Genomic DNA, 23,203 nt, shown 5'->3' with positions numbered 1-23,203 from the left:
AGCGATCGCCTGTTTGCCCTTACAAGGCATTGCCAGCCACAAAACGATATTGAGCCGCAACCCCTCAACCTAATTTCCCAAACCCAACCTCAACCCCTAATCCCTAATACTCCCATCCGGCATAATTGCTCCTTTAAAGGTCGCGCCTTCCAAATTGGCATCCTGCAAATTTGCGCCGCTCAGGTCAGCGTTGCTCAAGTCGGCTCCGCTGAGGTTGGCATTGCTCAAGTCGGCATTTCTTAAGAAGGCGTTGCTGAGATTCGCGCCGCTCAAGTCTGCCCCACTCAAGTTTGCAGTTGATAAACCTGCACTGCTGAGGTTTGCGTCATTTAACTTGGCGTTGCTGAGGTCGGCGCTGTCGAGCAGGGCCCCGCTCAGGTTTGCCAGAGTCAGGTCTGCGCCAGATAAGACAGCCGTGTTTAGAACTGCTTTGGTTAAATCTGCCTGACTCAAATCAGCCTGGCTTAGCTCGGCTCCTTGCAGATCACATTCAGGGCACTGTTTATTTTCGAGTAACTGTTGTTCGGGTTTTGCCCGAGTACAGCCGAAAGCCAATAGACAAAGGGCGATCGCCCCACTCAATACTAAAATTTTGGATTTCATATTCAATCAACCCCTTAAACGATGAAAAATTTGAGTTTCAGTTGAGGCGATCGCCCCGACTGTGATTGATCTGATGACTCAGCAAAATTACAGGCAAGACTCCCACCAGGATGATGGCTAGCGCTGGGGCAGAAGCTTCTGCTAGCCGTTCGTCTGCCGCTAGGCGATAGACCTGCACCGCCAGCGTGTCGAAGTTGAAGGGGCGAACAATCAGCGTTGCCGGAAGCTCTTTCATGACATCAACAAACACTAGAATGGCGGCGGTGAGTAGTCCGCTGCCTAGGAGGGGCGCATGAACTCGTAGCAATGTGCTGGTGGGGTTGTGCCCTAGCGATCGCGCCGCATCGTCCAGGTTGGGTTTAATTCTGCCCAGACTCGCCTCAACGGTGCCCAGTGAAATTGCCAGGAAGCGCACCAGGTAGGCAAAGACCAGTGCAATGATCGTGCCGCTGAGCAACAGTCCCGTAGAGATGTTAAACGTTGAGCGCATCCAGGCATCCAGGGCATTGTCTAATCGCCCAATCGGAACCAGTACACCAACGGCAATGACTGAACCGGGAATGGCATAGCCCATCGCCGCAATCCGGGCTGCTAGAGACATTGCAGGAGTGGGACGCAGCCGCACCCCGTAAGCCACAATCAGGGCGATCGCCACACCTAAAACTGCTGTCAGCCCCGCCAGAGTAAAGCTGTTGCTGGCAAACTGCCAAAAGCGATCGGTAATCGTTACATCTGCATTCTTGATAGTCATATGCAACAAGAGCGCAGTTGGAACGACAAAACCCAAACAAAGGGGTATCAGGCAAGCAATTTGGGCGATCGCGGCTCGAATTCCTCGCAAAATGTAACGGTTTGGCGGTTGCCGCACACTGCTACTTTGGTAGTAGCGCACCTGACGGCGTGACCAGCGCTCTAGCAAAATCAGCCCCAAAATGAACAGCATCAGACAAGCCGCAAGCTGAGAAGCAGCCTGACGTTCACCCATGCCAAACCAGGTGCGATAGATGCCCGTAGTGAAGGTGTCTACCGCAAAAAACTGAACCGTGCCAAAGTCGCTTAAAGTCTCCATTAGCGCTAAAGCTACTCCTGCGGCGATCGCCGGACGTGCCAATGGCAAAGCCACTTTCAAGAAGCTGCGCCAGGGATTGCACCCCAAACTGCGGCTAGCTTCCAATGTGCAAACCGATTGCTCCAGGAAGGCAGTCCGCGCCAGCAGGTAAACGTAGGGATAGAGCACCAACGTCAGCATGGCGATCGCACCCCAAACTGAACGAATGTCTGGGAACCAGTAATCATTCACCGTCTGCCATCCAAACAGGCTTCTGAGCGATCGCTGTACTGGCCCGTAAAATTCCAGCAGTTCCGTGTAGGTGTAAGCCAGGATATAGGCTGGAGCCGCCAAAGGCAGCAACAGTGCCCATTCTAGCCAGCGGCTACCCGGAAAGCGGCACATCGTCACCAGCCAGGCCGTTCCAACCCCGATCAGCAAAACGCCACTGCCTACACCCAGCATCAGCCAGAAAGAATTCATCACATAACGGGGCAAAACGGTTGAAGCAAGGTGACTCCAGACATCCGCAGCGGGCGTAAAAATGCTGCCTACAACAAAAATGACCGGAACCGAGATCAGGCAAGCGATCGCCCAAACCAGCAGCGTCCAACCACCCAGCGGTAGCCGAAACGCGACAGCGCGACGCTCAGCTCGTCTAGATAATAAAGACACTCCACCCCTCCAGGCGATCGCCCTTGATGAGAATTTCTGGCAAATCCTACTTTACTACGGAGCCGGAGTTATGAATGATGGGAAGGGTGAACAATTCAAACTGCGCCTCTATGCTGCCCTCTGCCATCCTGCATCTCGAAAACGTCACAAAGCAGTTTTCCAGGGCTGCCGCGCCTGCAGTCAATGATATAACGCTTACTTTGCAGGAAGGAGATGTGTTGGGGCTGTTGGGGCCTTCTGGCTGCGGCAAAACGACTCTACTGCGGATGATTGCGGGGTTTGAGTCACCCCAAGCCGGACGGGTTGAGCTAGCCGGACGGCTCGTTGCCGGAAATGGCACCTGGATCGCGCCCGAAAATCGCTCGATTGGCATGGTGTTTCAGGATTTTGCCCTATTTCCTCACTTAAACATCGCCGAGAATGTCGCGTTTGGTTTGAAGCAGCGAGACAGCAAAAAACTGTGGCAAGAGCGAACGATTGAGGCGATCGCCCTGGTTGGCTTGCAGGGCATGGAAAACCGCTATCCCCACGAGCTTTCTGGGGGTCAACAGCAGCGAGTCGCCCTAGCTCGCGCCCTAGCCCCGCGTCCAACCCTGGTGCTGCTCGACGAACCGCTAAGCAACTTAGATGTGCAAGTGCGACTTTATTTGCGACAGGAAGTCCGAGATATTCTCAAGAAAACAGGCACTTCTGGCATCTTTGTCACCCATGACCAGGAAGAAGCCCTCTCTATTTCTGACCAGGTTGCTGTGATGCGACAAGGGCACCTGGAACAGATTGGTACCCCCGAGGCAATCTACCGGGAACCTGCCTCACGCTTTGTGGCTGACTTTGTGACTCAGGCTAATTTTGTGCCTGCCCAATACCACAACCAAAGGTGGCAAACCGAAATTGGTCACTTTGATGCAGACAGTGTTGTTTGCGCTTGCAGTTGCGATCGCCCTTCAGAACCGGAAAACATAAGTGGCGACCTGATGATTCGGCAGGAAGACCTGATTCTGCATCCCGATGCTGAAGGGAACGCGACAGTGGGCGATCGCCAATTTCTGGGACGGGAATACAGCTACCGTCTCTACACCTCATCAGGCCGCATCCTTCAAGCCCGCACGCCTACCTCCATGCTGCTTGCTGTAGGACAATCCGTGCAGCTATCCGTCACAAATTCGGCACTGAAGTTCTTTCCCGCTCAAAATTCTGCTCGACCATCAGCCACTTCGATTGACCGGATCAAGCAATAGCATGATTGACCACGATCGGCTGTTTAAGGAATTGCTTTCCACCTTTTTTGCCGAGTTTATTCAGCTATTCTTACCCAAAGTTTTTGCCTATTTAGAACCCAATTCCATCACATTTCTCAATCAGGAAATCTTCACAGACCTAACTTCAGGGGAGCGTCGAGAGGTTGACCTGCTGGCAAAAGTTCGATTTCAAGGACAAGAAACTTGTTTCCTGATTCATCTGGAAAATCAGTCCAAAGCTCAAGCTGAGTTTGCCAGACGAATGTTTCACTACTTCGCTCGGCTTCACGAAAAATATCAGCTGCCAGTTTACCCAGTCGTAATTTTCTCCTTTGATGCACCTCAGCGAGCAGAGCCGTCCCGTTATCAAGTGCAGTTTCCCGATCGCAAAATTCTCGATTTTAACTACGCTGCAATTCAGCTTAATCGCCTGAACTGGCGAGACTTCCTTCAACGGCGTAATCCCGTTGCTGCTGCACTGATGGCAAAAATGAAGATTGCTCCAAAGGATAGACCCAAAGTGAAGGCAGAATGCTTGCGCTTACTAGCAACCTTGCGCCTTGATCCGGCTCGAATGCAGTTGATTTCTGGATTTGTCGATACCTATCTAAAGTTAAACGCAGCCGAAGAACAAACTTTCCAGGCTGAGATTGATAAACTGGGGCTAACCGAGCGAGAGCAAGTCATGGAGATCGTTACAAGTTGGATGGAACAAGGCATTCAGCAGGGCATTCAGCAGGGCATTCAGCAGGGCATTCAGCAAGGTGAAGTCTCTGTTATTCTGCGTCAACTTCACCGCCGCTTAGGGCAGCTTAATTCTGATCAGGAAGCACAGATTCGCAATCTTCCAATTCAGCGGGTAGAAGAGCTAGGGGAAGCGCTGCTCGATTTTTCTGATGAGACTGATTTGGTGACCTGGCTGAACCAGAATAGATAAGTTCCTATTTTGTTAAAGCAACGGTTGTTGGACTGTCCGATGTTGGACTGTCTGAGCTGATCCTCGCCTGCCTTTCAGCCGCAAGTTTGGGTTGCAGGTAGAGATTTTCTAACAAAACGGCGGCTCCAGCGACCCAGGGAGGCACAATGATTGCGCCAATGATTCCTAGAACCTGAGTGCCACCTAGTACTGCCAGCAGTTGATACAGCGGATGAACTCCAACTGAACTGCCAACTAGCAACGGGTCTAGCACGTAGGTTTCGACATTTTGAATGATTACAAATAGCAGGAATACCCAGAGTAAGGTCCACCAGCCTTGGGAGAGGGCTACAACTAAAGCAGGGACAGCACCCAAAATCGGGCCGAGGAAAGGAATCAGGTTGGTGACCCCGGCGATCGCCCCCAAACCCAACGCAAAATCCGAGAGTCCAAGAAAGCTCAAGCTAGTGGTAATCACCACCCCTAAAATTGCTGAAACTAGTACTCGCCCACGGATATAGCTACCGATTCGATAGGCAATGGGGTCAACCTGTGCAGCCAGTCGCTCATCCCAAGGCTTTGGCAGAAGGCGTGTCAAACTATTAATCAAGGTGCGGCTATCGGAAAGCATGTAGCCTGAGACAAATATCGACAGAATTAGGCTAAAAGCTCCACCCACGATCCCTGTAGTCAGACTGTAGGACCGAATTAGTAGCTGCTGACTCGATCGGATCACCCAAGCAGTGATTCCCTGAAAATTGAGAAACTGCTCAATCTGGTTGACCAGTTCTGGACGGGTGTTGTTTAGGGTAAACAGCCGATCTTCTACAACAGCGAGTACGTTGTTGATGTAGATGGGCAACTGCCTGATCAGTTGCTCGATCTGGGTAAAGACGGTTGGGCCGATCAAGAGACTGACCCCAGTTAGTCCACCAATCAGGGCGAGGTATACCAAAACAACTGTGAGCCAGCGAGGAATCCGCCACCGCTCGGCCCAATCCACTACAGGGGCGATCGCCGCTGCCAGCACAACCGAGATCATCAACAGCACGATCAGGCTTCGCAGTTGCCACAGTACGATTAGCAGCGGGATGATCCCAAAAATGAGCAACACGCTCGACAGGGAAATAGAGATACGCTGCTCAGGCACAACTTTCAATCGAACTGCCTCACTGAAACAATACTTTTAATTTTGCCAGGACTTCGAGATTGTGTAGGGGTTAGGAAGGGGGAATGGAAAAAGGGAAAAGGAGATTTTTTTAATCAACCCGATCTTGCATATCATTTACATTTGATTACATTTCGATTAAAAGAAAAAGTTGTTTACAGTTTTGGCTTATTCTAAATCTCTGTGGTTTCCAACTTATCTGGATTTCCTAATTTAATCCGCTCAAAGCTGAGCAACCTGAGTGGCGTTACCACTTTTTCGCTGCAACCTGTTCTACTAGGTGTCTCAGTTGGGGTTGGGCTAGTCTTGTTGCTGCTAAAAGGCATTCTACTGACGCAAATCGTGGGGTTGATTGTGGCAGGGGGAATTCTGCTAGCTTGGCGATCGCACTATTCCGCATTTCGCGATCGCCTCACGGGCTTGCCCAATCGTGCCTTGTTTATGCGGCAGCTAGAGTGCAGCGTTCGGCAAACCAATCAGTACAAGCAAGATGGGTTTGCTGTCCTGTTTTTGGATCTTGATCGGTTTAAGTCTGTCAATAAGAAATTAGGTTCTAAGAATGGCAATCGCCTGCTGGTCAAAATTGCCGATCGGCTCAAAACCGGCATCGGCTGCCAGGATTTCCTAGCACGGGTGGGAGGTAATGAATTTGCTATCCTGCTGCGCGAGGTGCAGTCTACCGATCAGGCAAGCTGGGCGGCACATCACCTACAAGTTCAGCTCAACTTACCGTTTGAAATTGATGCCCACGAAGTTTGTTTGACAACCAGCATTGGCATTGCGCTCAGCTCTACAGGCTATGTTTGGTCTGACGATCTGCTGCGCGATGCTCAAACAGCAATGTATCACGCCAAAAGTCTAGGGCGGGCACGCTATGCCCTGTTTCAGCCGAGTATGCGAGTACAAGCCGTGACGCTGCTGCAAATCGAAACTGACTTGAGGCGAGCCGTAGAGCGACAAGAACTGCGCCTACACTATCAGCCGCTGGTGTCGCTCCAAACAGGTAAGATTACTGGGTTTGAGGCACTAGCTCGGTGGCAGCATCCTAAACACGGACTGATCTCACCAGCGGAATTCATTCCGATCGCTGAAGATAGCGGCTTGATTACCTCAGTTGGCTATTGGGCAATGCTGCAAGCCTGTCAACAACTGCGAACCTGGCAGCAGCAGTTTCCGGCTGATCCACCGATGGTGATCAGCGTTAATCTCTCTAGCAGGCAGTTTGCTCAGCCCAATTTGATCAACCAGGTTGAATGTGTCCTGGCAGAAACCGGGCTAGATGCTCAAACTCTAAAGTTAGAAATCACAGAAAGCATGGTGATGGAGGATATTGAAGCGGCGATCGCCACCCTTGGGCAGATTAAAGCGCTGAATGTACGGTTAGGCATCGACGACTTTGGTACAGGCTATTCTTCGCTCAGCCATCTTTACCGTTTTCCGGCAGACACGCTTAAGGTTGACCAATCTTTTGTTAGCCGCATTGGGCTAGACGAGGAAAATAATGAAATCGTTCGTGCCATCGTCACGCTGGCCCACAACTTAGGCATGACCGTGATCGCTGAAGGCATTGAAACTCAAGAACAGTTAGCAATGTTGCGATCGCTGGATTGCGAATACGGGCAGGGCTACCTTTTCTCAGAACCGCTCAGTCACGAAGCTGCCGCAACCCTGATCGCCACATCGCCTTGTTGGTAACTTGTTGGTAAGCTTATTCCTCTAGCACCCGCACGCCCACAACGGAGGTATTGAATCGGTAGGTTGGGCCTTCGACCTCAATCGGCACCCCAATTTTGACCTTGTTGTTACCTAAAACCGGACCATCGCTGGTGATTTCGGCATCGCCACCCAGCGTCATCAGCATGTCTACTGTAAAATCTAGCTCCGGTCTGGGGTCATCCAGCGCAGTAACGGAACCATCAGGCTGGGGCGTCGCAACTGTTCTGGGCAAAGTCCGAATTGATTTAATGTCGACTCGTCCAAACGGCTGATTCCGAATAATGATGCTGGTTTCTCCGGCTTCCTCCAGATCTGCCAGCAGACCTTCAGGGTCAGCAACCGTCAACCCTCGCACCATCACATCGACCTCAATCGGCTTGGTGGGAATGCCTAACTGAGCCACAGAGCCAGACGTGCCAGGAAACAGAAAAATACCTGCCACAACTAGCAAAATAATCAGAGCAGCCCCAATGTCCAGGATGCTGAGTTTGCCAAATAATCGACCTTGGGAATCCAGAATAGCCATCAGACGCATCTCAAACCTATGACAGCATTCTGCTTTGGGGCGATCGCCTTAAAAGCCCAAGAACACTGATTTAACACTGGTCAGCCTATCACAACTGGGCATCACTACAACCCCTCAAGCCCAAATTGAATGCCACCAGAAATTTTAGAATGGCAACATAAGTATCCAAGATTTCGTCCTTGCTTTCTAGAACTTTTTAGTAAATCCTTCTACCATTCGCTTCATAAACCTGTTATGTCCCAGCTTCTTTCTCGCCTCTCCTACCAAATCCGTCGGCGCTGGTTTTATGGCTTAATTTCGGTCATCGTATCACTGGGATGCATCATCGGTACGCCCCAACCTGGACAAGCAATTCCCTGGCTCGATCTGATTTTTCGCGGAATTCAGGTGATTCAGCTTTCTAGCCTGTCTGATAACCAGGAAGTTACGTTAGGCGGACAGATTAATCAGCAGTTACTTAGCCAACAGTTTAGACGCTACACCAACAGCAGCATTAATGAATACGTGGATGATATTGGGCAGCAATTAGTCCCTAATAGTGGACGCCCTGATATTCCCTATACTTTCCAGGTCGTGAGTGACGATCAGGTGAATGCTTTTGCAACGATGGGTGGCTATGTTTACGTCACCACAGGTTTGATCAAAACTGCAGACAATGAGTCGCAACTAGCCAGCGTCATTGCCCATGAAATTGGTCATATCTCAGAGCGACACGCGGTTCAACAAATGCGGCAGCGGGCGATCGCCTCTGGGGTTGCAAGCGCCGCCGGACTTGACCGCAACACCGCCGTCAACATTGGCGTAGAACTCGCGATCAGCCGACCTAACAGTCGCCAGGACGAACTCGAAGCAGATGCCGTCGGGCTAGAAACGCTCCGATCAGCAGGCTATGCTCCCAGTGGAATGGTTGCGTTCATGGAAAAACTAATGGGGCAAGGCTCCGTACCGACTTTCCTGAGTACTCACCCCGCAACGGACGCTCGCATTGAGGCACTAGAAGCGGCGATCGATCCAGCAACGGCAAATAGTGGCACTGGCTTAGACATTGCTGCTTACCGAAATCGTATTAGCCCATTGTTGTAATTCTGACTCTTCAAGGCTGAATATTTTGGAGCGTGTCCTGCGTACGCAGGACACGCTCCAAAATATTCAGCTTTATATAGAAAATGACTGGCGGCTAATACCCTTACTCTCGACCTTCTGTTAGTGAAAATTCGTCAAACTTGGCTACCCCTTGTTCTGGCTGTTTTGCATCAAAGCGGTAGCTGTCCACAGTTCCCGTCTCCGTATCCAGAATGCTAAAAACAGTGATGTTATTGCTGGAAATATAGGGCAAGAACTGACCATTGGCTCCCTGTAGGGGAGCAAGGCTAGGAACAACGGGCTGAAGGTTATTTGGATCACCCGTTGCGACATATTCTTCCTGGTAACCAGTGGGTACGTCCCGCTGCTTTTCTTGGTAGGCTCCATAGGTGTTGCCGACATTAGAGGATTCCAAGAAATTTATGCCGCTGGCGTCGACAAAGCGATTCCACAAATGGGAGTGTCCGTAAAATACAAGCTGAACGCCTGCCTGCTCCAGCAGCGGCACCACATCTCGAATCAGATAGTCTGCCTCTTTGGGATACTCATAGCGCACGGACTGAATGTGCCCCTCAACATCGCGGTCAATGAGTTGCACCGGATCGGTGTAAGCCGGAACGATATTGTCACCCAGGGAATGAGGAGGGTGATGAAACATGACGATTTTGTATTTAGCTTGCTGAAATTCTGGGCTGTTTAGCTCTGACTCCAGCCAAATATATTGCGGACTGCCTGGGGCGATCGCCTCAAAAATATGCTGTCCATAGCCCCAGCGAGTCGAGTCATCCAGGTCATCCTGCCGCTCCCGGTATCTGCCTTTAGCATTTGGCTCCAGACTGGGAACGCGCCAAATATTAGTGGCGTATAGCACCACCAGCCGCACATCACCAAAGCTCACAGCGTAATACTTTTCGCCACCCGATTGACTCTCTGGCAGGGTAAAAATCTCTTGATAGGTATCTGTATTGAACGTGTTGTCTTTTAGCCACAGTTCGCGGGTCTGTTGCTCTTTAGGGTCAAGCTGCTTCGCGTTTTGAGTATTGCTCTGAGCAGAATTTTGGGTCTTGATTTGAGCATAAAGCTGTTCAGCCGCCTGCTGAGGGTAAGGATCGTTGAACTGCTCGTTTAAGTCAGACTCCATCGAAAATCGACCCATCACCTCATGATTGCCGATCGCCGTAAATAATGGTGCATGTTGAATGATTTCTCCACCATTGGAGGAAATTTTTAGGTCGTCTTGATCTAGCTGTTGATTGGCGCGTCCCTGGAGGCTGGGGAAAAATGCCCCACCCCGATTGTCGTCAAACCATTCTGAAGCGCGATCGGGAATATTAATCAGGTCGCCCGCCGCAAACACCGCATCGACTCGCCCAACGGTTTCTACCACCTTTTGCAGATTTGTTGGCGTGAGCGGCATCAACTGGTGATCGGAAGTCAGCAAAATTTTGAGCGGCGTGCCTGCTTGGGGGCGGGCGGCAAGGGTGAACTCATCGCTGCTAACCGTTCCAATTCCCTCCGTACTCTTCACCCGATAGGGCACTCGAATGTTGGGAGTTAACCCTATGATTTCAGTTTCGTGTCGCCAAATATCCCGCATCACTGGCGCGTTGTAAATCTGTCCATCTTCGGTTTGTTCGCCAACCCGAGATTTCTGATCTTCTCGGACTCGGCTCAGCTTAGTGGTGGCTGCGATCGCCGTTTGCTCAAAATTTTCTCCATACTCCACCTGGTGGCGATCGCCCTCAAATTCTGTAAACCAAACTACCTGCACCGAGTTTTCGGTCGGTAGCTGCAAAAACGGATCGGTTAAAAGTCTGGACGTAGAAACCATGAACTGCTGTGTCACTAGACTAACGACCAGGACCCCATAGGACAGAAAGGTCAGCAGGGCGATCGTCATCATTAGAATGCGACCATTGGAATAGCTAGAAATCCTTAACCTTCTAAGAGAGCGCGTAGTTCTTCCCCCCGGTGGTCTCAACTTCCGCCCTCATCCTACTGCACTAAAGATATAGCTGTAGTCATGAAAATGAAGCTTATAATACCTCTACAATGGGTGTACGTAGGTAGAAGGGTGCGATCGCGAACGGGTTGAGTGTCCGGCTTCAGTCAAAGCTGACAAACGACTTTTAGAAATTAGAGCTAGAAGTGGGAACCAGTTAGCGCTGCTATCCACGAATGATACGTCGTGGTAGCTCTCAAAATTACTTCATACAGGCTGGGCAAAGCGACTGCGTGACCCAGCGAATCTTAGGTGAGCAATAGGTTTCGCGCTGTCTCATCCTGCCCACATCGATAGACTTGTCCAAACAGACTTGTCCGAACGGACTTCTCTGAACGACCTGTCGGATCACTGTTGTAGAAGTTCCGTACGAAAGAGATGTTCTAAGCTCTTCTACACCCAAATTCATCCTCAGGTTCAGTAGTATCTGGGGCAGCTTATTTAAAGATGGTGTAAAGAAAGTGTTTTTAAATCGAATGTAGCTCGATTTGGCGCAGACTGGTCTTGGCATTCTACCTAAAGTTCCCGATAAAATCGGTCTGACGTTGGAAAAAGTGATCAAGTAAATTTTTTTGGTGCATTTTTTCTAGAGGAAACAATGGCAACCCCATGCTCCCTTAATGAAGTCTTACAGGAGTTGGCGCAGGATCAAAACCTGACGCGAATTAAGAAGCTGCTCGTCTATGCCTGTACGGATATCTGGGAGAGCAATCAGGCTCGTCTAGATGAGTTTGACTTGCGAAACTTACTGGAAAGCCTGCTGGATACCGCCCCTACGGTGGAGCAACTCAGGCTTTTCTTGAACGGAGTAGTCAAAACCTTAAACAAGCAAGCAGAATATACGCTAGTCGCCAATGCCATCACCAACGCGCTGAGGAAAGCCTATCCCGACTATGAGCCGCTGCCTCAAGAGGTGTCACTCCAAAGCCATTACCGCAAAATTGCACGGGAGCTAGCTCGCGATCGCGAGCAGCTAGGTATCAAAAAGCTGTTGTTTTGCGCCAGCGGCAATCACTGGGAAAATAATCCAGCGATTCTAGACAATATTGATTTCCTCAATTTAGTTCAGCACATTCACGAACTGGCACCTACGTTAGAAGAGCTGAAAAACGTCCTCTACAGCATCGTTAAGACGCTCAATCGCCAGTCAAAGTACACTCCAATCGCCAACAAAATTGTCGTCACCTTTGGGCCGCTCTACAACGAACTTCTGCCCGATAGCATGGACCAGCCAGAGCCTATTCAAATTACCAATCTGCCCCAGCTTCCTACCTTTCCCTCAAAGCTTACGACTGCTCCCAAATTTAACCCCGACTCCAATCCACAGGTGCTTGAGCAGATCAGGCGCTCCTTTGACTGGTTTGATCTGCGCCTGGAATTAATGAAACAGACCAATCCACTCAGGGCCAAAGTTCTGATCTTCTCCACACTTTATGATCAGTTTGACCAAAATGATGAAAGCTGGACGGCCTTCAAGTTACAAACTCTGGATGACCTCTTGCGTGACCTGTTCCTCAATCATCTCAGCTTGAATGAGCTTCAGGTAAAGCTAGAAAATACGGCTAAAGCTTTAGCGGAGCCTGATCAGTACCATCAAGCAGCAGGTGCTATTCTCCGAGCTGCCAAACCCTTTTATGCTGCTGGTCTGCAGCAAATGCAGATGCCCAGCTCAACTCAGATGGTTGAGCGATCGCCCCGTTCCACTTCTACAACTCAAATCAACTCCCCACCCCAGCTCCCAATTCAGGGATATCCACCAACTGCACCCGTTGCTGAACCATCTAACCCATTAGACTATCCCCAACCTGGACTAAACTCACCAGTGATTCCTAGCACCATTCTTGACAGTTCACTAGAGCGACAAAACTCTCATCAACAGGCTTATGAAGCCTTTTTAACCGCAGTTGAAGATCTCTTCAAGAATTAGGCTTAGCCAAAAATCTTTTATTCCAACCAATCAGATTCAACCGTTCTCGGAACACTGCGGACATGAATGCAAGTGAACTGCTCAGTCGATATGCAACTGGTGAAACAAAATTTGTGGGTGCAAACCTATCTGGAGCAGACCTATCAGGTTCAGATTTAATCGGCGTAGACTTGAGCCAAGCAGACTTACACAATGCAATTTTGGTCTTTGCCTATCTCAATCGAGCCACTTTAAGCAAGGCAAACTTGTTGTCTACCCGGTTGAGTGGTGCCAACCTGAGCCAAGCCGACTTAATCGGGGCTAAGTTACGCGATGCCGACCTGCACGGAGCCATGCTGCAAAGTGCCGACCTCCGTAGTGCTGACCTGACCCTGGCGAATTTACTGGATGCCAACCTGATCGATGCAGATTTACGCAACACCAACTTGAGCGGCGCAAACTTGACCGGAGCCTGCCTGTGGGGAGCCAACATGCGCGAAGAAAATCGCCGCTACAGCACCAACCTGCGTGGCGCAAACTTGCGGAAGGCAGACTTGCGCGGCGCAAACCTGACAGGCGCAAATCTCTCTAGAGTTGATTTGCGGGGTGCAAATTTAAGCGAAGCAACACTGCGGGGAGCCGATCTGAGCGAAGCCGATCTGGATGAAGCTAGCTTGAAAGGAGCATTCCTAACCGAAGCAAAGCTGGTGGGCGCAAATCTACGTCGAGCCAACCTGGCAAACGCTAAGCTAGAGCGAGCTGATGCGACCGAAGCTGACCTGGCAGGCGTAAATTTCCAGGGAGCCGTAATGCCGGACATCAAGCTAATCAAAGCAGACTTGAGGCAGGCAATGCTGATCGCAGTTCGGTTAACTCGGGCTGATTTAAGTCGGGCAAACCTCCAGGGGGCCAATCTACGGGAGGCAGAACTGGTTGATGCTTACTTTGCCAGAGCTAATTTGACGAACGCTGATTTAACTAACGCCAACCTGGTCCGGGCAGAGTTAAGCAGCGCCAACCTGATGGGGGCAGACTTGAGAGGCGCAACGTTGCCCGATGGCAGGGTATATGACTAGAGGGATGAAGGATGGGAATGGAAAGTAGTACTGTCTACTGCCCCCAACAAAACATACCTAAATTAACAGCACAAACCAGTTGACACTGTTAAGATCCATCTAAATTTCGTGTGCTGACTTTTGTTTGATTCCCATGAGTGACACTATTCTCGACGTTCGCAATCTCCAGGTGCAGTTTCGCGCAGAAGATCGCCTGGTTAAAGCGGTTGATGGCATCTCATTTACAGTACAGCGTGGTCAAACCCTGGGAATTGTGGGCGAATCGGGGTCGGGCAAGTCAGTCACCTCCCTTGCTGTAATGGGGTTAATTCCCTGCCCACCCGGTCGGGTGACGGGCGGCGAAATCTGGTTTCGCAACCTGGAAGAGGATGCAGCACCCATCAATCTGTTGGCTTTAGCTCCAGAACAGATGCAGCGATATCGCGGCGGAGCGGTGTCAATGATTTTTCAGGAACCGCTGAGTTCGCTGAATCCGGTTTTTACCTGTGGGTTTCAGTTGATTGAGGCGATTCGGCAGCATGAGGATATTCCTGTGCCAGAGGCGCGGCGTAGGGCAATTAATTTGCTGCAAGAGGTAAAGCTGTTGCCCAGCGATGAGGAACTCAAGCAGCGCTGTCTGGAGGAATGGCAGAAAAAAGTTGCGGATGTGCCCGTCCGAGCAGGACGAGCTTCAGCACCCGTGGCTGAGCAGCCTTCGGAACGGGAAATTTTACAGGAAATAAACCGGCAGAAGCACGCGATTTTAGAACGCTATCCGCATGAGCTATCGGGTGGGCAGATCCAGCGGGTGATGATTGCAATGGCGATCTCTTGCAACCCTTCGCTGCTGATTGCGGATGAGCCAACTACAGCGCTGGATGTGACGGTGCAGGCAACCATTCTCGACCTGCTGCGAGAGTTGCGCGATCGCCGGGGCATGTCGATGATTTTCATTACTCACGACCTCAGCATCATTGCCGAAATTGCCGATACGGTTGCGGTGATGTATCAGGGCAAGATTGTCGAATGCGGCTCTGTCTGGCAAATTTATTCTGACCCACAACATCCTTACACCAGAGGACTTCTAACTTGTCGTCCGCAACCGAACCGTCGTCTGCGCTATTTGCCCACCATCTCGGACTTCATGGAAGTCACCACCACACCTACAGGTGAGCCAATCATTCGAGAAAAGTCACTGGACGTAAATCAGGCTTTGCGGATGAATGCTGAGGTCAGCGAAGCAGACATCAACCAGCGCTTAAGTGAGTTGCAGCGGCAAGACGCTCTCGTTTCGGTGCAAAATCTGCAAGTTGGGTTTCCTCTGCGCGGCATGTTTGGGCAGACTCAACGCTACATGATGGCAGTGAATGACGTTTCCTTTAACATCTATCGGGGTGAAACGCTGGGATTGGTGGGCGAGTCAGGCTGCGGCAAAACTACCCTGGCCCGAACGCTGCTGCGACTGGTAAAGCCGATGGGTGGTCAAATCTTTTTTGAAGGGCGAGATGTGCTAAAGCTGGGCGCAAAGCAGTTGCGGCAGCTGCGCCGAGATATGCAAATTATCTTTCAAGACCCTTTCAGTTCACTGGACCCACGTATTTCGATTGGCGAAGCGGTAATGGAGCCGCTGAAGATTCACTCAATCGGCGCAAGTCGTCGCAACCAGCGAGAACGAGTGGCAGATTTGCTGGCAAGGGTAGGACTAGACCCTCAGTGCATCGATCGCTATCCCCATGAGTTTTCTGGCGGACAGCGACAGCGGATCTGCATTGCCCGTGCCCTAGCGCTGAATCCTAAGTTCATCATTTGCGATGAGTCGGTGTCTGCGCTGGATGTGTCAGTGCAGGCGCAGGTGCTAAACCTGCTGAAGGATTTGCAGCAGGAGTTTGGACTCACTTACATCTTCATCTCCCATGATTTGGCGGTGGTGAAGTTCATGAGCGATCGCATCATGGTAATGAACCGAGGCAAGATTGAGGAAATGGGACCCGCCGACCAAATCTACCGATCACCCCAGCAACCCTATACGCGTCAACTGATTTCAGCCATTCCGCTGGGCGATCTGGAGCATATTCGCGATCGCCAAGCAAAACGGGGTATCGCAGTCAACTAGTCGCTTAGGCAATCCTGACCGGAGTTAGCATAAACATAGACCCACTCGGCATTGCTGAAGAATACGATGATGCTTCTTGCCTAACCCGACAAATTACTCAAACTGACTGACAGCTTGGAAGGAGAAGATATCATTCCAGGCTTCACGCTGTCTGTAGCAGAACTGTTTACTAGACTTCCTGCGTGAATGGTAGCGCGGCTCCGCCGCGCTACCATTCACGCTTCAAAAAGTGATTCATGCAGGAGGTCTACTGAGCTAGATTTCTAGTTGTTACCGCTTCATCTCAACCAGCTACAAATGAAAGAGGTGGAGGCGTTATGCGCCTCCACCTCTCTGTAGGAGATTTCCTTGCCCCGTTAATTTGAAAGCGCGACGTACAGCAGAAAGCCAGTGAGAACGCCGTAGGCGCAAGCCAGAAATGCTTCGAAAGAAATTCGATTAGAAATCGACAAAATCATGCTGAGCGTGAATGAAAATAGCATTTCCGCGACTGGAATATCATTTCCTCCATCTCGCCATAGTGCTGACAAAATGAACAGTGCCAGCGTCCATAGGGCAAACACGAAGTAGATATTGAATGTGGGAATGATGCGAGGGGGCTGCAGCAGCGGTGTGAAGTAAGTGATGTAGGAAATCACGATCAAGGGCAGGGCACCCGCACACAAACTCTGAATTCCCTGTCCTAAACTAATCGAAAAGGCTTCAACAATGAAGCTAATGAGAAAACCTGCTATGACACCAATACAGAGTGCGATCGCCAAAAAGCTCAGAACTCGTAAGAGTAGCCGAGGTCTCTGGTGGGGACCTTCACTTCCAGTCTCGTCTCGTCTTTTTCTCCCACCCCTGTTTAGTTTTCTCCCAACTCCGTTCGGTTTTACCATGCCTTGACCTGCATTGCTCTGCAGAATTGTGATAAAGCTATTGCACAGAGTTTCCTCTTTTGACTCTGCATTTACAACTGCCTCAAGGAATAAGCCGCTTTACTCATGCGTACCGTTAATGAAATTAATCACAAAATTAAGCAACAACAGGCAGTCGTTTGGACGGTTGAAGAACTCAAGGCGCGAGTTAAAGAAGTAGGCGTGACTCAGGCAGCTAAAGAAGTGGACGTAGTAACCACCGGCACCTTTGAGCCGATGGAGTCTTCAGGCGCGGTACTCAACCTGGGACACACTGATCCGCCGATCAAGATTCGTCAATGTTGGATGGATGGGGTGCTAGCTTATTCTGGGTTTGGCGCGGTTGACCTGTATTTGGGCGCAACCCAAATGACAGAATACTCTAGCATGGGCGAATTGGCTGACGCAGATGAGCGCGATTCTCGCTCCCGTAATGCAGTGCGCGATCGCGGCGGCGGTCATGTCATCGCCGACCTGATTGCGGGCAAACCGGTTCATCTACGGGCGATCGGGCAGGTCACTGACTGCTACTCTCGCGCTTCTCTGGAAACGACGATTACCCGCGAAACGATCAATCAGTTTTATTTGTATAACCCGCGCAACGTCTACCAAAATTTTATCGTTGGGGTGAATGGAGGCGATCGCCCTCTCTTCACCTACTTAGGTCCACTCCAACCGCAGCTAGCAAATGCTGTTTATTCCAACCCTGGGGCTGTTTCCCCGTTGCTGAATGACCCCGACTTGAAGCTGATTGGCATTGGCACTCGCGTCTTCCTGGGCGGTGGTGAAGGCTATGTTGCCTGGGAAGGCACTCAGCACTTTCCGCTACAAAAGCGCTTGCCTAACCGTACCCCTATTGGACCTGCCGCTACCCTGGCCCTGATCGGCGATGCAAAACAGATGAGTCCCCGTTGGGTTAAAGGCTGTTATTTCAAAAGCTACGGACCGTCGATCATGATTGGCGTAGGCATTCCGCTACCCGTTTTGAATGAGGAAGTCGTCGTTCGCTGTGCTGTTCAGGATCAAGACCTGGTAGCTCCTGTGGTAGACTTCTCGATTCCGCGACGAGTTCGTCCTACGTTCGGGTTGGTTAGCTATGCTCAGCTGAAAACGGGTCGTCTCACCATTGACGGTAAAAGTGTAAGAGTTGCTCCTCTTGCCAGTATCTTTTTGTCGCGGCAGGTCGCACTAGAGCTAAAGCAATGGATAGAAGCCGGAAAGTTCACTCTAACTGAGCCTGTGGCCCCTATTCCAATGGATAGAACTTTTTTGGCGCAGGATCAACTTGGCGCTCAGGTGAGTCTAGAGTAATAGATCTAGAATTGAGTTTTTATATTGAAAATAATGGATCGTTTATTTACGCCACTACAGCGACTTCTCATCACTTGGGCGCTGATTTTAATTACAGGATGGATGACCCTCAATGCATTGAGGTATTTTAGTGAGTTAATCAGCATCTTGGTGACGGCTGGGTTAATTGCCTTTTTGCTCAACTATCTGGTTGCAAGACTGCATACCCTCATGCCGCGTGGACTCGCTGCTGGACTGGTCTACCTGCTTGCTGGAGCTGCCGTTGGGCTAATTGGAGTTACGATCGCCCCTCCTGTTCTGACTCAAGCACAACAACTCATCGTTGACTCACCAGAACTTATCGCTTCTGGGCAACAACAGTTAGAAGGGCTGCAAAACTGGAGCAAGGTTCACCAAATACGATTTGCAATTCCGCTATTGCAGGAGCAGCTTTTGACTGAGCTACAGGGTCAAGCTGAAACCATTGCCTCTAGTGGAGTAGGGCTGCTGTTAGGCACATTTAACTGGGTAGTAGATCTAATTCTGATTCTGGTGATCTCGTTTTACATGTTGCTTGATGGAGAGCGACTGTGGAATGGTGTCACCAGTTTTTTTGCGCCCCCCATTCAAGAATACTTGACCGACTCCTTTCGGCGTAATTTGCAGCGGTTTTTCTCAGGACAACTGCTGTTAGGGCTGTTCATGGCAGTCACTTTATCACTTGCGTTTTGGTGGTTGCGAGTTCCATTTTTCCTGGTGTTTGCCACATTTATTGGCTTGATGGAAGTGATTCCCTTCATTGGCGCAACCTTGGGAATTGTGGTTGTGGGACTGGTGGTGGCATTTATTGATTGGTGGTTGGCAGTGCAGGTTGTGGGAACGGCGATCGCCCTTCAACAAGTCAAAGATAACTTGCTTGCACCGCGCATTCTGGGCAACCTGACAGGACTGAGCCCCACTATTGTGCTACCTGCATTGCTGGTGGGTGGCAAAGTTGGCGGGTTATTGGGCGTAATTTTGGCAATTCCGCTGGCAGGAATGGTGAAAACGATCGCAGAACTATTGCTCGACCCAACCTTGCCGCCGCAAACAGGGGCTTTTTTCGTCAATCCGCTTGACCCCGATGAGCCTAACACCAAGCTTGAGTGCATCCTCGACCCCGAAGCCTGTGAAGCAGATTCTGAAGAATTAGAAGAATTAATGGATAGTGAAGTTGCCCCAATCACTTAGAATCTACAGTTTGAGTCAAGTGCCGCATGACTAATTCTTGGAACAAGTGAGTTCCCACTTCACGGGTGGGCGATAGGCGACCAGGACGATAGCCTGAGGACTGAATCCGTTTTTGGATTGCAGGCAACAGCCGCAGATCTTCTTGCTGAATGTTGTCAAAAAACTGAATCAGTGGCTCCAAATTTTGGGGTGATTTTGCGGCTTCTGTATCTGGCACCAGCCAATCCCAACGAATACGAGTGCGCGATCGCCCCTGTGGATCAATCAGGTAAATAATTGCAATCCAGGGACGAATAATCCAGGCAAAATTAGGAAACAGACTAACGGTCCATTTACCGTGTTTCTCCACCTCTCCTAATCCTGAAAAGATCAGATCTGCGTCCATTGAGTAGTACTCATCATCGGGTGGGAAAGGGGCGTATTGTAAATAGTAGTGATGTCTAGCTTCAGCTTTTGTCGCTTTATAGTATTTGGCAATGCTGGAGTGAACCGAAAACTCGTGATAACTTTCCACGTTGTTTTCTACATACAGCTTCCAGTTTGTATCGGTGTAGTAGTCAACGCTGTGAACTCTCGCCCATTCATTAAACTGGTAAGACTTAAATAACTCTGGCAATTCCCCTAACTGAGTCCCCAAAGGGGGCGCATTCAAGTCAAGGTTGACAAAAATAAATGGTCCCCATGTATCAACCTGGATGGGTGTTAGCGCCTGATCTGCCCAACTAAAATTCTCTGCCTCTTGCATATCAGGAATGCCTTTGAGATTGCCCTCCAAGTCAAAGCTCCAGGCATGATAAAGGCAAGTGAGACGGTTACATTTGCCGCTGTCTGTGGCTAAAGGTGCAGCACGATGAGGGCAAACGTTAAAGAATCCGCGTAGATTGTTTGACTGGTCTTGCACTATGATCAAAGGCTGTTCGGCAAGCTCTACCGTAAAGTATGAACCTGCACCCTGAAGCTGACTTACATGTCCGACATAGCACCAGGTTTTACCGAAGATCAGCCTTTGTTCCAACTGATAAATTGCTTCAGAGGTGTACAGTTCTGCGGGAAGAGTTATAGCTTCTGTAGGTAAAGATTGAGGCTGCCAGGTATTGAGACTGTGCATGGTGCGATCGCCCTCTCAAAACTTTTTTCTAATCTAGTCACGAGAGAGAAAGATTACTGCTCTATTGATCACGAATTGCGTACTACGAAAAACGACGCGACTAGAAACAAACTATCCGTAAATCCCAGGAAGGCGATCGCATTCACAAGGTTGTGATTACCGACAGAGCCTCTTGAAACTGCAACAGAAGGCAATAACTACCCAACGAAGCAGATCTGACCCCCAACAAAAGCATTCTGGATGACTTGAATCACACTCTGATTTGTAATGAAGGAGCTTTGAGGCGATTGCAAGGTATTGATCCGGATTAGATTTTAGAGTATGAGCGATCGCCCCTACCTTCCTGCTTCCCCAATCACCTGCCCAATCCGCTTCAAAATCTGCAAAGCTGCATAGAGTTCCTGGCTTGAGGTAAACGGGTCATAAAAGCCTGCAAGGGTCAGTAGCGGAGATGCTAACAGCAATGTGACTGTTCTCTCTAAATAAATGCTCCTCAGACCGCTGATACAAATATCATCGTCGTAACTCATTTATTCCCGTCTGCTCAGGGTTTGAAAGGTTTGGACAACGGGTCTGCCATTCTAAGAAGAATGCCTCATCTTCTGTCCGCAACAGTTTAAATCGTCGTTCCGCCTCGGCAATTGTTGTAATAGCTTCAGTAATGGCAATTGACATTGGAGCATGAATACAGAATTATGCTCATGCTATCAAACCTGATTCTATGACAACCGTAATATTCAGACGGCAAACTGTAGTTTCCCTAACATTTTCTCTCGACAGAATCAGCTTAATTAGTCCCTATCACTGCTTCGGACACATCCCAGGTGTGATTCAGGCACTCAAGAGAGGAGCGTAGCAAGAATGGGACAAAAGCCACAGATTTTTACTCGTCGTCTTAGTCGTCGTCAAGCGATGTATCTGATGGGTGGCTTTGCCGGAGGGATGACCCTTCATGCTTGCGCCCAGTCTACACCAACGACCTCAGAAGCGTCTTCTGAAGCAACAGACACTGCCAGCGCACCAGCAGAACCCGTTGCGGCTTCTACAGGCAGCACGCTCTGGATTGGCTACTCGCCCCTGTATGTAGCCTTGGAAAAAGGCTTTTTTGAAGAAGGTGGCTTAGATCTTACCTACAACGTGTTTAGTGCCAGCGCAGAAGCAGATGCGGCGTTTGCCTCAAACCAAATTCAGGGGCAAAACAACGTCACCTCCGAAGCAGTAGCATTAGCGGCAAAAGGACAGGATTATCGCATTATCCAAGTTGCAGACTCTTCACTAGGGGGAGATGGAATTCTAGCCCGCAATAGCATTGCCGATATTGCTGCGTTTAAGGGGAAAGAAATTGCAGTTGAAATAGGTGCGGTCAGTCACTTTTTCTTGCTTCAAGTGTTAGAAGAAGCGGGTTTGACCGCTGATGATGTGACGATTTTGAATGTCACGCCCGATGCAGCAGCGGCGGCTTATCAGGCAGGTCAAATTGATATTGCCGTGACCTATTCTCCCTTCTTAAAGCAAGCCAATGATGCTCAGTCGGATGGACGAATTATTTATGACACCTCTAAGATGCCAGCCGCCATTTTGGATGTGTACATCTTTAGTCCTCAATTTTTGGAAGAAAATCCGACTGCGGGTGAGGCTTTTGTAAGCGGCATTTTCAAAGGCATCGAGTTCTTGAAAACCAATCCTGACGAAGCGTATGCGATTGTGGGCGATCGCCTAGAGCTAGCGCCAGAAGACGTTGGAACTGAGCTAAAAGGGGTTGACCTGACCAGTTTAGAAAAGAATATTGAAATGCTGAGCAACCCTGATAGCGACATCTACTTAGCAAAACACTTACAGTCTTTAGGTGAGTTTTTGGTCACACAAGAACAAATTCCGGAGGCTCCTGCGGATCTGGAGGCGCGGCTTGAGCCAAAATATGTACAAGCACTTCAAACCAGCAGCTAGAAACGAAAGAGATTGTGCTATTTGAGGAACCGGAAAATCAACCTGTAGAACAATGGCGCGGAATTGGGTCTATAGATCGAATCTATTCTGTAGTTCTTGTTCGAGCATCAGTTGAGGCAGTTGCACAATTCCTCAACCAGGAGAAGAAAGTAATTTTCTGGAAGCGTGATGTCTACGCAGACAACGTGGATATCAGGCATAGAGGCTTGCTGATTCTTCAATTGCGAGGAAACGATTGGACACTAATTCATAATTTAGGTTGGATCGACAGATGTAATGAGCAGGATGCTCAAGCGCTTTCTGATTCTCTGCAAACTTGTGCAATGTACTATCAAGTAAGTGATAGCAGCGAGCGCCTTGGATATCAGTTTTTTCAAAACGGTAAGCTCTTAGAAATCCTGCTTTTTGATGAGAACGGCAACACATTTCAGTCTCAATTGCGATCGCTGACAATTGAAGATATTGAGACTGAAGATAGGGACAAATATGACTTCACAGATTCCTTCCTGCGAGAACAAGGTATTTACATTCTCGATTTAAACCCTATGACTTACCTAGATGGCGGTCAGCGTGTCATTCTGACAATAGCTGCCACTGCGCCCTGGGGCAAGAAAATTCTCCTTGAAAAGTCGCATCTGGAGCGGGTTGATTACATAGTGCTAAAGGCTTGAGTACAAGCT

At 49.7% G+C, this 23,203-nt stretch carries 20 protein-coding genes; 11 read left to right on the top strand and 9 right to left on the bottom strand.

Annotated features, from left to right (window positions below; all coding sequences use genetic code 11):
- Window positions 1–96 precede the first annotated feature (96 nt).
- Together H6F93_RS32945 and H6F93_RS32940 are read right to left on the bottom strand one after the other, a co-directional pair.
- A complete protein-coding gene (locus H6F93_RS32945; RefSeq protein ID WP_190643420.1) occupies window positions 97–603 on the bottom strand; it encodes a pentapeptide repeat-containing protein in 507 nt (168 codons plus the stop codon).
- A 37-nt stretch (window positions 604–640) separates the two neighbouring features.
- Window positions 641–2,326: an ABC transporter permease gene (locus H6F93_RS32940; RefSeq protein WP_347277393.1), complete on the bottom strand. Its 1,686-nt coding sequence runs from the start codon at window positions 2,324–2,326 to the stop codon at window positions 641–643.
- 86 nt (window positions 2,327–2,412) lie between these two features.
- On the opposite strand from H6F93_RS32940, the gene H6F93_RS32935 reads away from it, so the two are divergent.
- Together H6F93_RS32935 and H6F93_RS32930 are read left to right on the top strand one after the other, a co-directional pair.
- A complete protein-coding gene (locus tag H6F93_RS32935; RefSeq protein WP_524538058.1) occupies window positions 2,413–3,564 on the top strand; it encodes an ABC transporter ATP-binding protein in 1,152 nt (383 codons plus the stop codon).
- A 1-nt stretch (window position 3,565) separates the two neighbouring features.
- Complete coding sequence (locus H6F93_RS32930; protein WP_190690477.1) at window positions 3,566–4,501, top strand: DUF4351 domain-containing protein; 936 nt, start codon at window positions 3,566–3,568, stop codon at window positions 4,499–4,501.
- Window positions 4,502–4,505: 4 nt separating this feature from the next.
- Here H6F93_RS32930 and H6F93_RS32925 read toward each other — a convergent pair whose 3' ends face one another.
- Window positions 4,506–5,630: an AI-2E family transporter gene (locus tag H6F93_RS32925; protein ID WP_190643511.1), complete on the bottom strand. Its 1,125-nt coding sequence runs from the start codon at window positions 5,628–5,630 to the stop codon at window positions 4,506–4,508.
- A gap of 201 nt (window positions 5,631–5,831) precedes the next feature.
- On the opposite strand from H6F93_RS32925, the gene H6F93_RS32920 reads away from it, so the two are divergent.
- The gene (locus tag H6F93_RS32920; protein ID WP_190690474.1) at window positions 5,832–7,343 is read left to right on the top strand and encodes an EAL domain-containing protein; all 1,512 of its coding nucleotides are present in this window, start codon (window positions 5,832–5,834) and stop codon (window positions 7,341–7,343) included.
- Window positions 7,344–7,356: 13 nt separating this feature from the next.
- On the opposite strand, the gene H6F93_RS32915 is transcribed toward H6F93_RS32920, so the two are convergent.
- A complete protein-coding gene (locus tag H6F93_RS32915; RefSeq protein ID WP_190643422.1) occupies window positions 7,357–7,890 on the bottom strand; it encodes a DUF4330 domain-containing protein in 534 nt (177 codons plus the stop codon).
- A gap of 234 nt (window positions 7,891–8,124) precedes the next feature.
- On the opposite strand from H6F93_RS32915, the gene H6F93_RS32910 reads away from it, so the two are divergent.
- On the top strand, window positions 8,125–8,973 hold the full coding sequence (locus H6F93_RS32910; RefSeq protein ID WP_190690470.1) for a M48 family metallopeptidase: 849 nt from the start codon (window positions 8,125–8,127) through the stop codon (window positions 8,971–8,973).
- Window positions 8,974–9,076: 103 nt separating this feature from the next.
- Here the strand turns inward: H6F93_RS32910 and H6F93_RS32905 are convergent, their stop codons facing one another.
- Complete coding sequence (locus tag H6F93_RS32905) at window positions 9,077–10,876, bottom strand: metallophosphoesterase family protein (RefSeq protein ID WP_242043733.1); 1,800 nt, start codon at window positions 10,874–10,876, stop codon at window positions 9,077–9,079.
- Between the two features lie 697 nt (window positions 10,877–11,573).
- Between H6F93_RS32905 and H6F93_RS32900 the strand changes: the two genes are divergently transcribed.
- From H6F93_RS32900 to H6F93_RS32890, 3 genes are all read left to right on the top strand, one after another.
- Window positions 11,574–12,902: a hypothetical protein gene (locus H6F93_RS32900; RefSeq protein WP_190690468.1), complete on the top strand. Its 1,329-nt coding sequence runs from the start codon at window positions 11,574–11,576 to the stop codon at window positions 12,900–12,902.
- 62 nt (window positions 12,903–12,964) lie between these two features.
- On the top strand, window positions 12,965–13,957 hold the full coding sequence (locus H6F93_RS32895; protein ID WP_190690465.1) for a pentapeptide repeat-containing protein: 993 nt from the start codon (window positions 12,965–12,967) through the stop codon (window positions 13,955–13,957).
- Between the two features lie 133 nt (window positions 13,958–14,090).
- Window positions 14,091–16,049: an ABC transporter ATP-binding protein gene (locus H6F93_RS32890; RefSeq protein ID WP_190690463.1), complete on the top strand. Its 1,959-nt coding sequence runs from the start codon at window positions 14,091–14,093 to the stop codon at window positions 16,047–16,049.
- Window positions 16,050–16,405: 356 nt separating this feature from the next.
- Here H6F93_RS32890 and H6F93_RS32885 read toward each other — a convergent pair whose 3' ends face one another.
- Window positions 16,406–16,930, bottom strand: coding sequence for a hypothetical protein (locus tag H6F93_RS32885; RefSeq protein ID WP_190690462.1), 525 nt, complete (start codon window positions 16,928–16,930; stop codon window positions 16,406–16,408).
- Between the two features lie 105 nt (window positions 16,931–17,035).
- On the opposite strand from H6F93_RS32885, the gene H6F93_RS32880 reads away from it, so the two are divergent.
- Together H6F93_RS32880 and H6F93_RS32875 are read left to right on the top strand one after the other, a co-directional pair.
- On the top strand, window positions 17,036–18,259 hold the full coding sequence (locus H6F93_RS32880) for a homocysteine biosynthesis protein (RefSeq protein ID WP_190690459.1): 1,224 nt from the start codon (window positions 17,036–17,038) through the stop codon (window positions 18,257–18,259).
- 33 nt (window positions 18,260–18,292) lie between these two features.
- Window positions 18,293–19,468 carry an AI-2E family transporter gene (locus H6F93_RS32875; protein WP_190690457.1) on the top strand — a complete coding sequence of 392 codons (1,176 nt, stop codon included), beginning with the start codon at window positions 18,293–18,295 and terminating at the stop codon, window positions 19,466–19,468.
- On the opposite strand, the gene H6F93_RS32870 is transcribed toward H6F93_RS32875, so the two are convergent.
- The 3 genes from H6F93_RS32870 to H6F93_RS32860 all read right to left on the bottom strand — a co-directional run bounded on the left by H6F93_RS32870 (window position 19,461) and on the right by H6F93_RS32860 (window position 21,251).
- Window positions 19,461–20,576: an aromatic ring-hydroxylating oxygenase subunit alpha gene (locus H6F93_RS32870; RefSeq protein WP_190690454.1), complete on the bottom strand. Its 1,116-nt coding sequence runs from the start codon at window positions 20,574–20,576 to the stop codon at window positions 19,461–19,463. The two genes, H6F93_RS32875 and H6F93_RS32870, sit on opposite strands and share 8 nt — an antisense overlap.
- Before the next feature lie 335 nt (window positions 20,577–20,911).
- Window positions 20,912–21,106, bottom strand: coding sequence for a hypothetical protein (locus H6F93_RS32865; RefSeq protein WP_190690451.1), 195 nt, complete (start codon window positions 21,104–21,106; stop codon window positions 20,912–20,914).
- A complete protein-coding gene (locus H6F93_RS32860; RefSeq protein WP_190690447.1) occupies window positions 21,090–21,251 on the bottom strand; it encodes a hypothetical protein in 162 nt (53 codons plus the stop codon). The genes H6F93_RS32865 and H6F93_RS32860 overlap by 17 nt, the downstream gene beginning before the upstream one ends.
- 186 nt (window positions 21,252–21,437) lie before the next feature.
- Here H6F93_RS32860 and H6F93_RS32855 point away from each other — a divergent pair, with 186 nt between their 5' ends.
- Together H6F93_RS32855 and H6F93_RS32850 are read left to right on the top strand one after the other, a co-directional pair.
- Window positions 21,438–22,523 carry an ABC transporter substrate-binding protein gene (locus H6F93_RS32855; protein ID WP_190690444.1) on the top strand — a complete coding sequence of 362 codons (1,086 nt, stop codon included), beginning with the start codon at window positions 21,438–21,440 and terminating at the stop codon, window positions 22,521–22,523.
- A gap of 14 nt (window positions 22,524–22,537) precedes the next feature.
- Window positions 22,538–23,194: a hypothetical protein gene (locus H6F93_RS32850; protein WP_190690441.1), complete on the top strand. Its 657-nt coding sequence runs from the start codon at window positions 22,538–22,540 to the stop codon at window positions 23,192–23,194.
- Window positions 23,195–23,203 lie beyond the last annotated feature (9 nt).

The sequence above is a fragment of the Leptolyngbya sp. FACHB-671 genome, assembly GCF_014695745.1.
In the GTDB taxonomy this organism is placed as follows: Bacteria; Cyanobacteriota; Cyanobacteriia; order Elainellales; family Elainellaceae; genus JAAUTN01.
This window is presented reverse-complemented; position numbering and strand designations above follow the sequence as displayed.

Coding starts and splice junctions, on each gene's coding strand:
- H6F93_RS32945 (WP_190643420.1), bottom strand. CDS start 603: ATGAAATCCAAAATTTTAGTATTGAGTGGGGCGATCGCCCTTTGTCTA.
- H6F93_RS32930 (WP_190690477.1), top strand. CDS start 3,566: ATGATTGACCACGATCGGCTGTTTAAGGAATTGCTTTCCACCTTTTTT.
- H6F93_RS32915 (WP_190643422.1), bottom strand. CDS start 7,890: ATGGCTATTCTGGATTCCCAAGGTCGATTATTTGGCAAACTCAGCATC.
- H6F93_RS32910 (WP_190690470.1), top strand. CDS start 8,125: ATGTCCCAGCTTCTTTCTCGCCTCTCCTACCAAATCCGTCGGCGCTGG.
- H6F93_RS32905 (WP_242043733.1), bottom strand. CDS start 10,876: ATGATGACGATCGCCCTGCTGACCTTTCTGTCCTATGGGGTCCTGGTC.
- H6F93_RS32900 (WP_190690468.1), top strand. CDS start 11,574: ATGGCAACCCCATGCTCCCTTAATGAAGTCTTACAGGAGTTGGCGCAG.
- H6F93_RS32895 (WP_190690465.1), top strand. CDS start 12,965: ATGAATGCAAGTGAACTGCTCAGTCGATATGCAACTGGTGAAACAAAA.
- H6F93_RS32890 (WP_190690463.1), top strand. CDS start 14,091: ATGAGTGACACTATTCTCGACGTTCGCAATCTCCAGGTGCAGTTTCGC.
- H6F93_RS32885 (WP_190690462.1), bottom strand. CDS start 16,930: ATGGTAAAACCGAACGGAGTTGGGAGAAAACTAAACAGGGGTGGGAGA.
- H6F93_RS32880 (WP_190690459.1), top strand. CDS start 17,036: ATGCGTACCGTTAATGAAATTAATCACAAAATTAAGCAACAACAGGCA.
- H6F93_RS32875 (WP_190690457.1), top strand. CDS start 18,293: ATGGATCGTTTATTTACGCCACTACAGCGACTTCTCATCACTTGGGCG.
- H6F93_RS32870 (WP_190690454.1), bottom strand. CDS start 20,576: ATGCACAGTCTCAATACCTGGCAGCCTCAATCTTTACCTACAGAAGCT.
- H6F93_RS32865 (WP_190690451.1), bottom strand. CDS start 21,106: ATGAGTTACGACGATGATATTTGTATCAGCGGTCTGAGGAGCATTTAT.
- H6F93_RS32860 (WP_190690447.1), bottom strand. CDS start 21,251: ATGTCAATTGCCATTACTGAAGCTATTACAACAATTGCCGAGGCGGAA.
- H6F93_RS32855 (WP_190690444.1), top strand. CDS start 21,438: ATGGGACAAAAGCCACAGATTTTTACTCGTCGTCTTAGTCGTCGTCAA.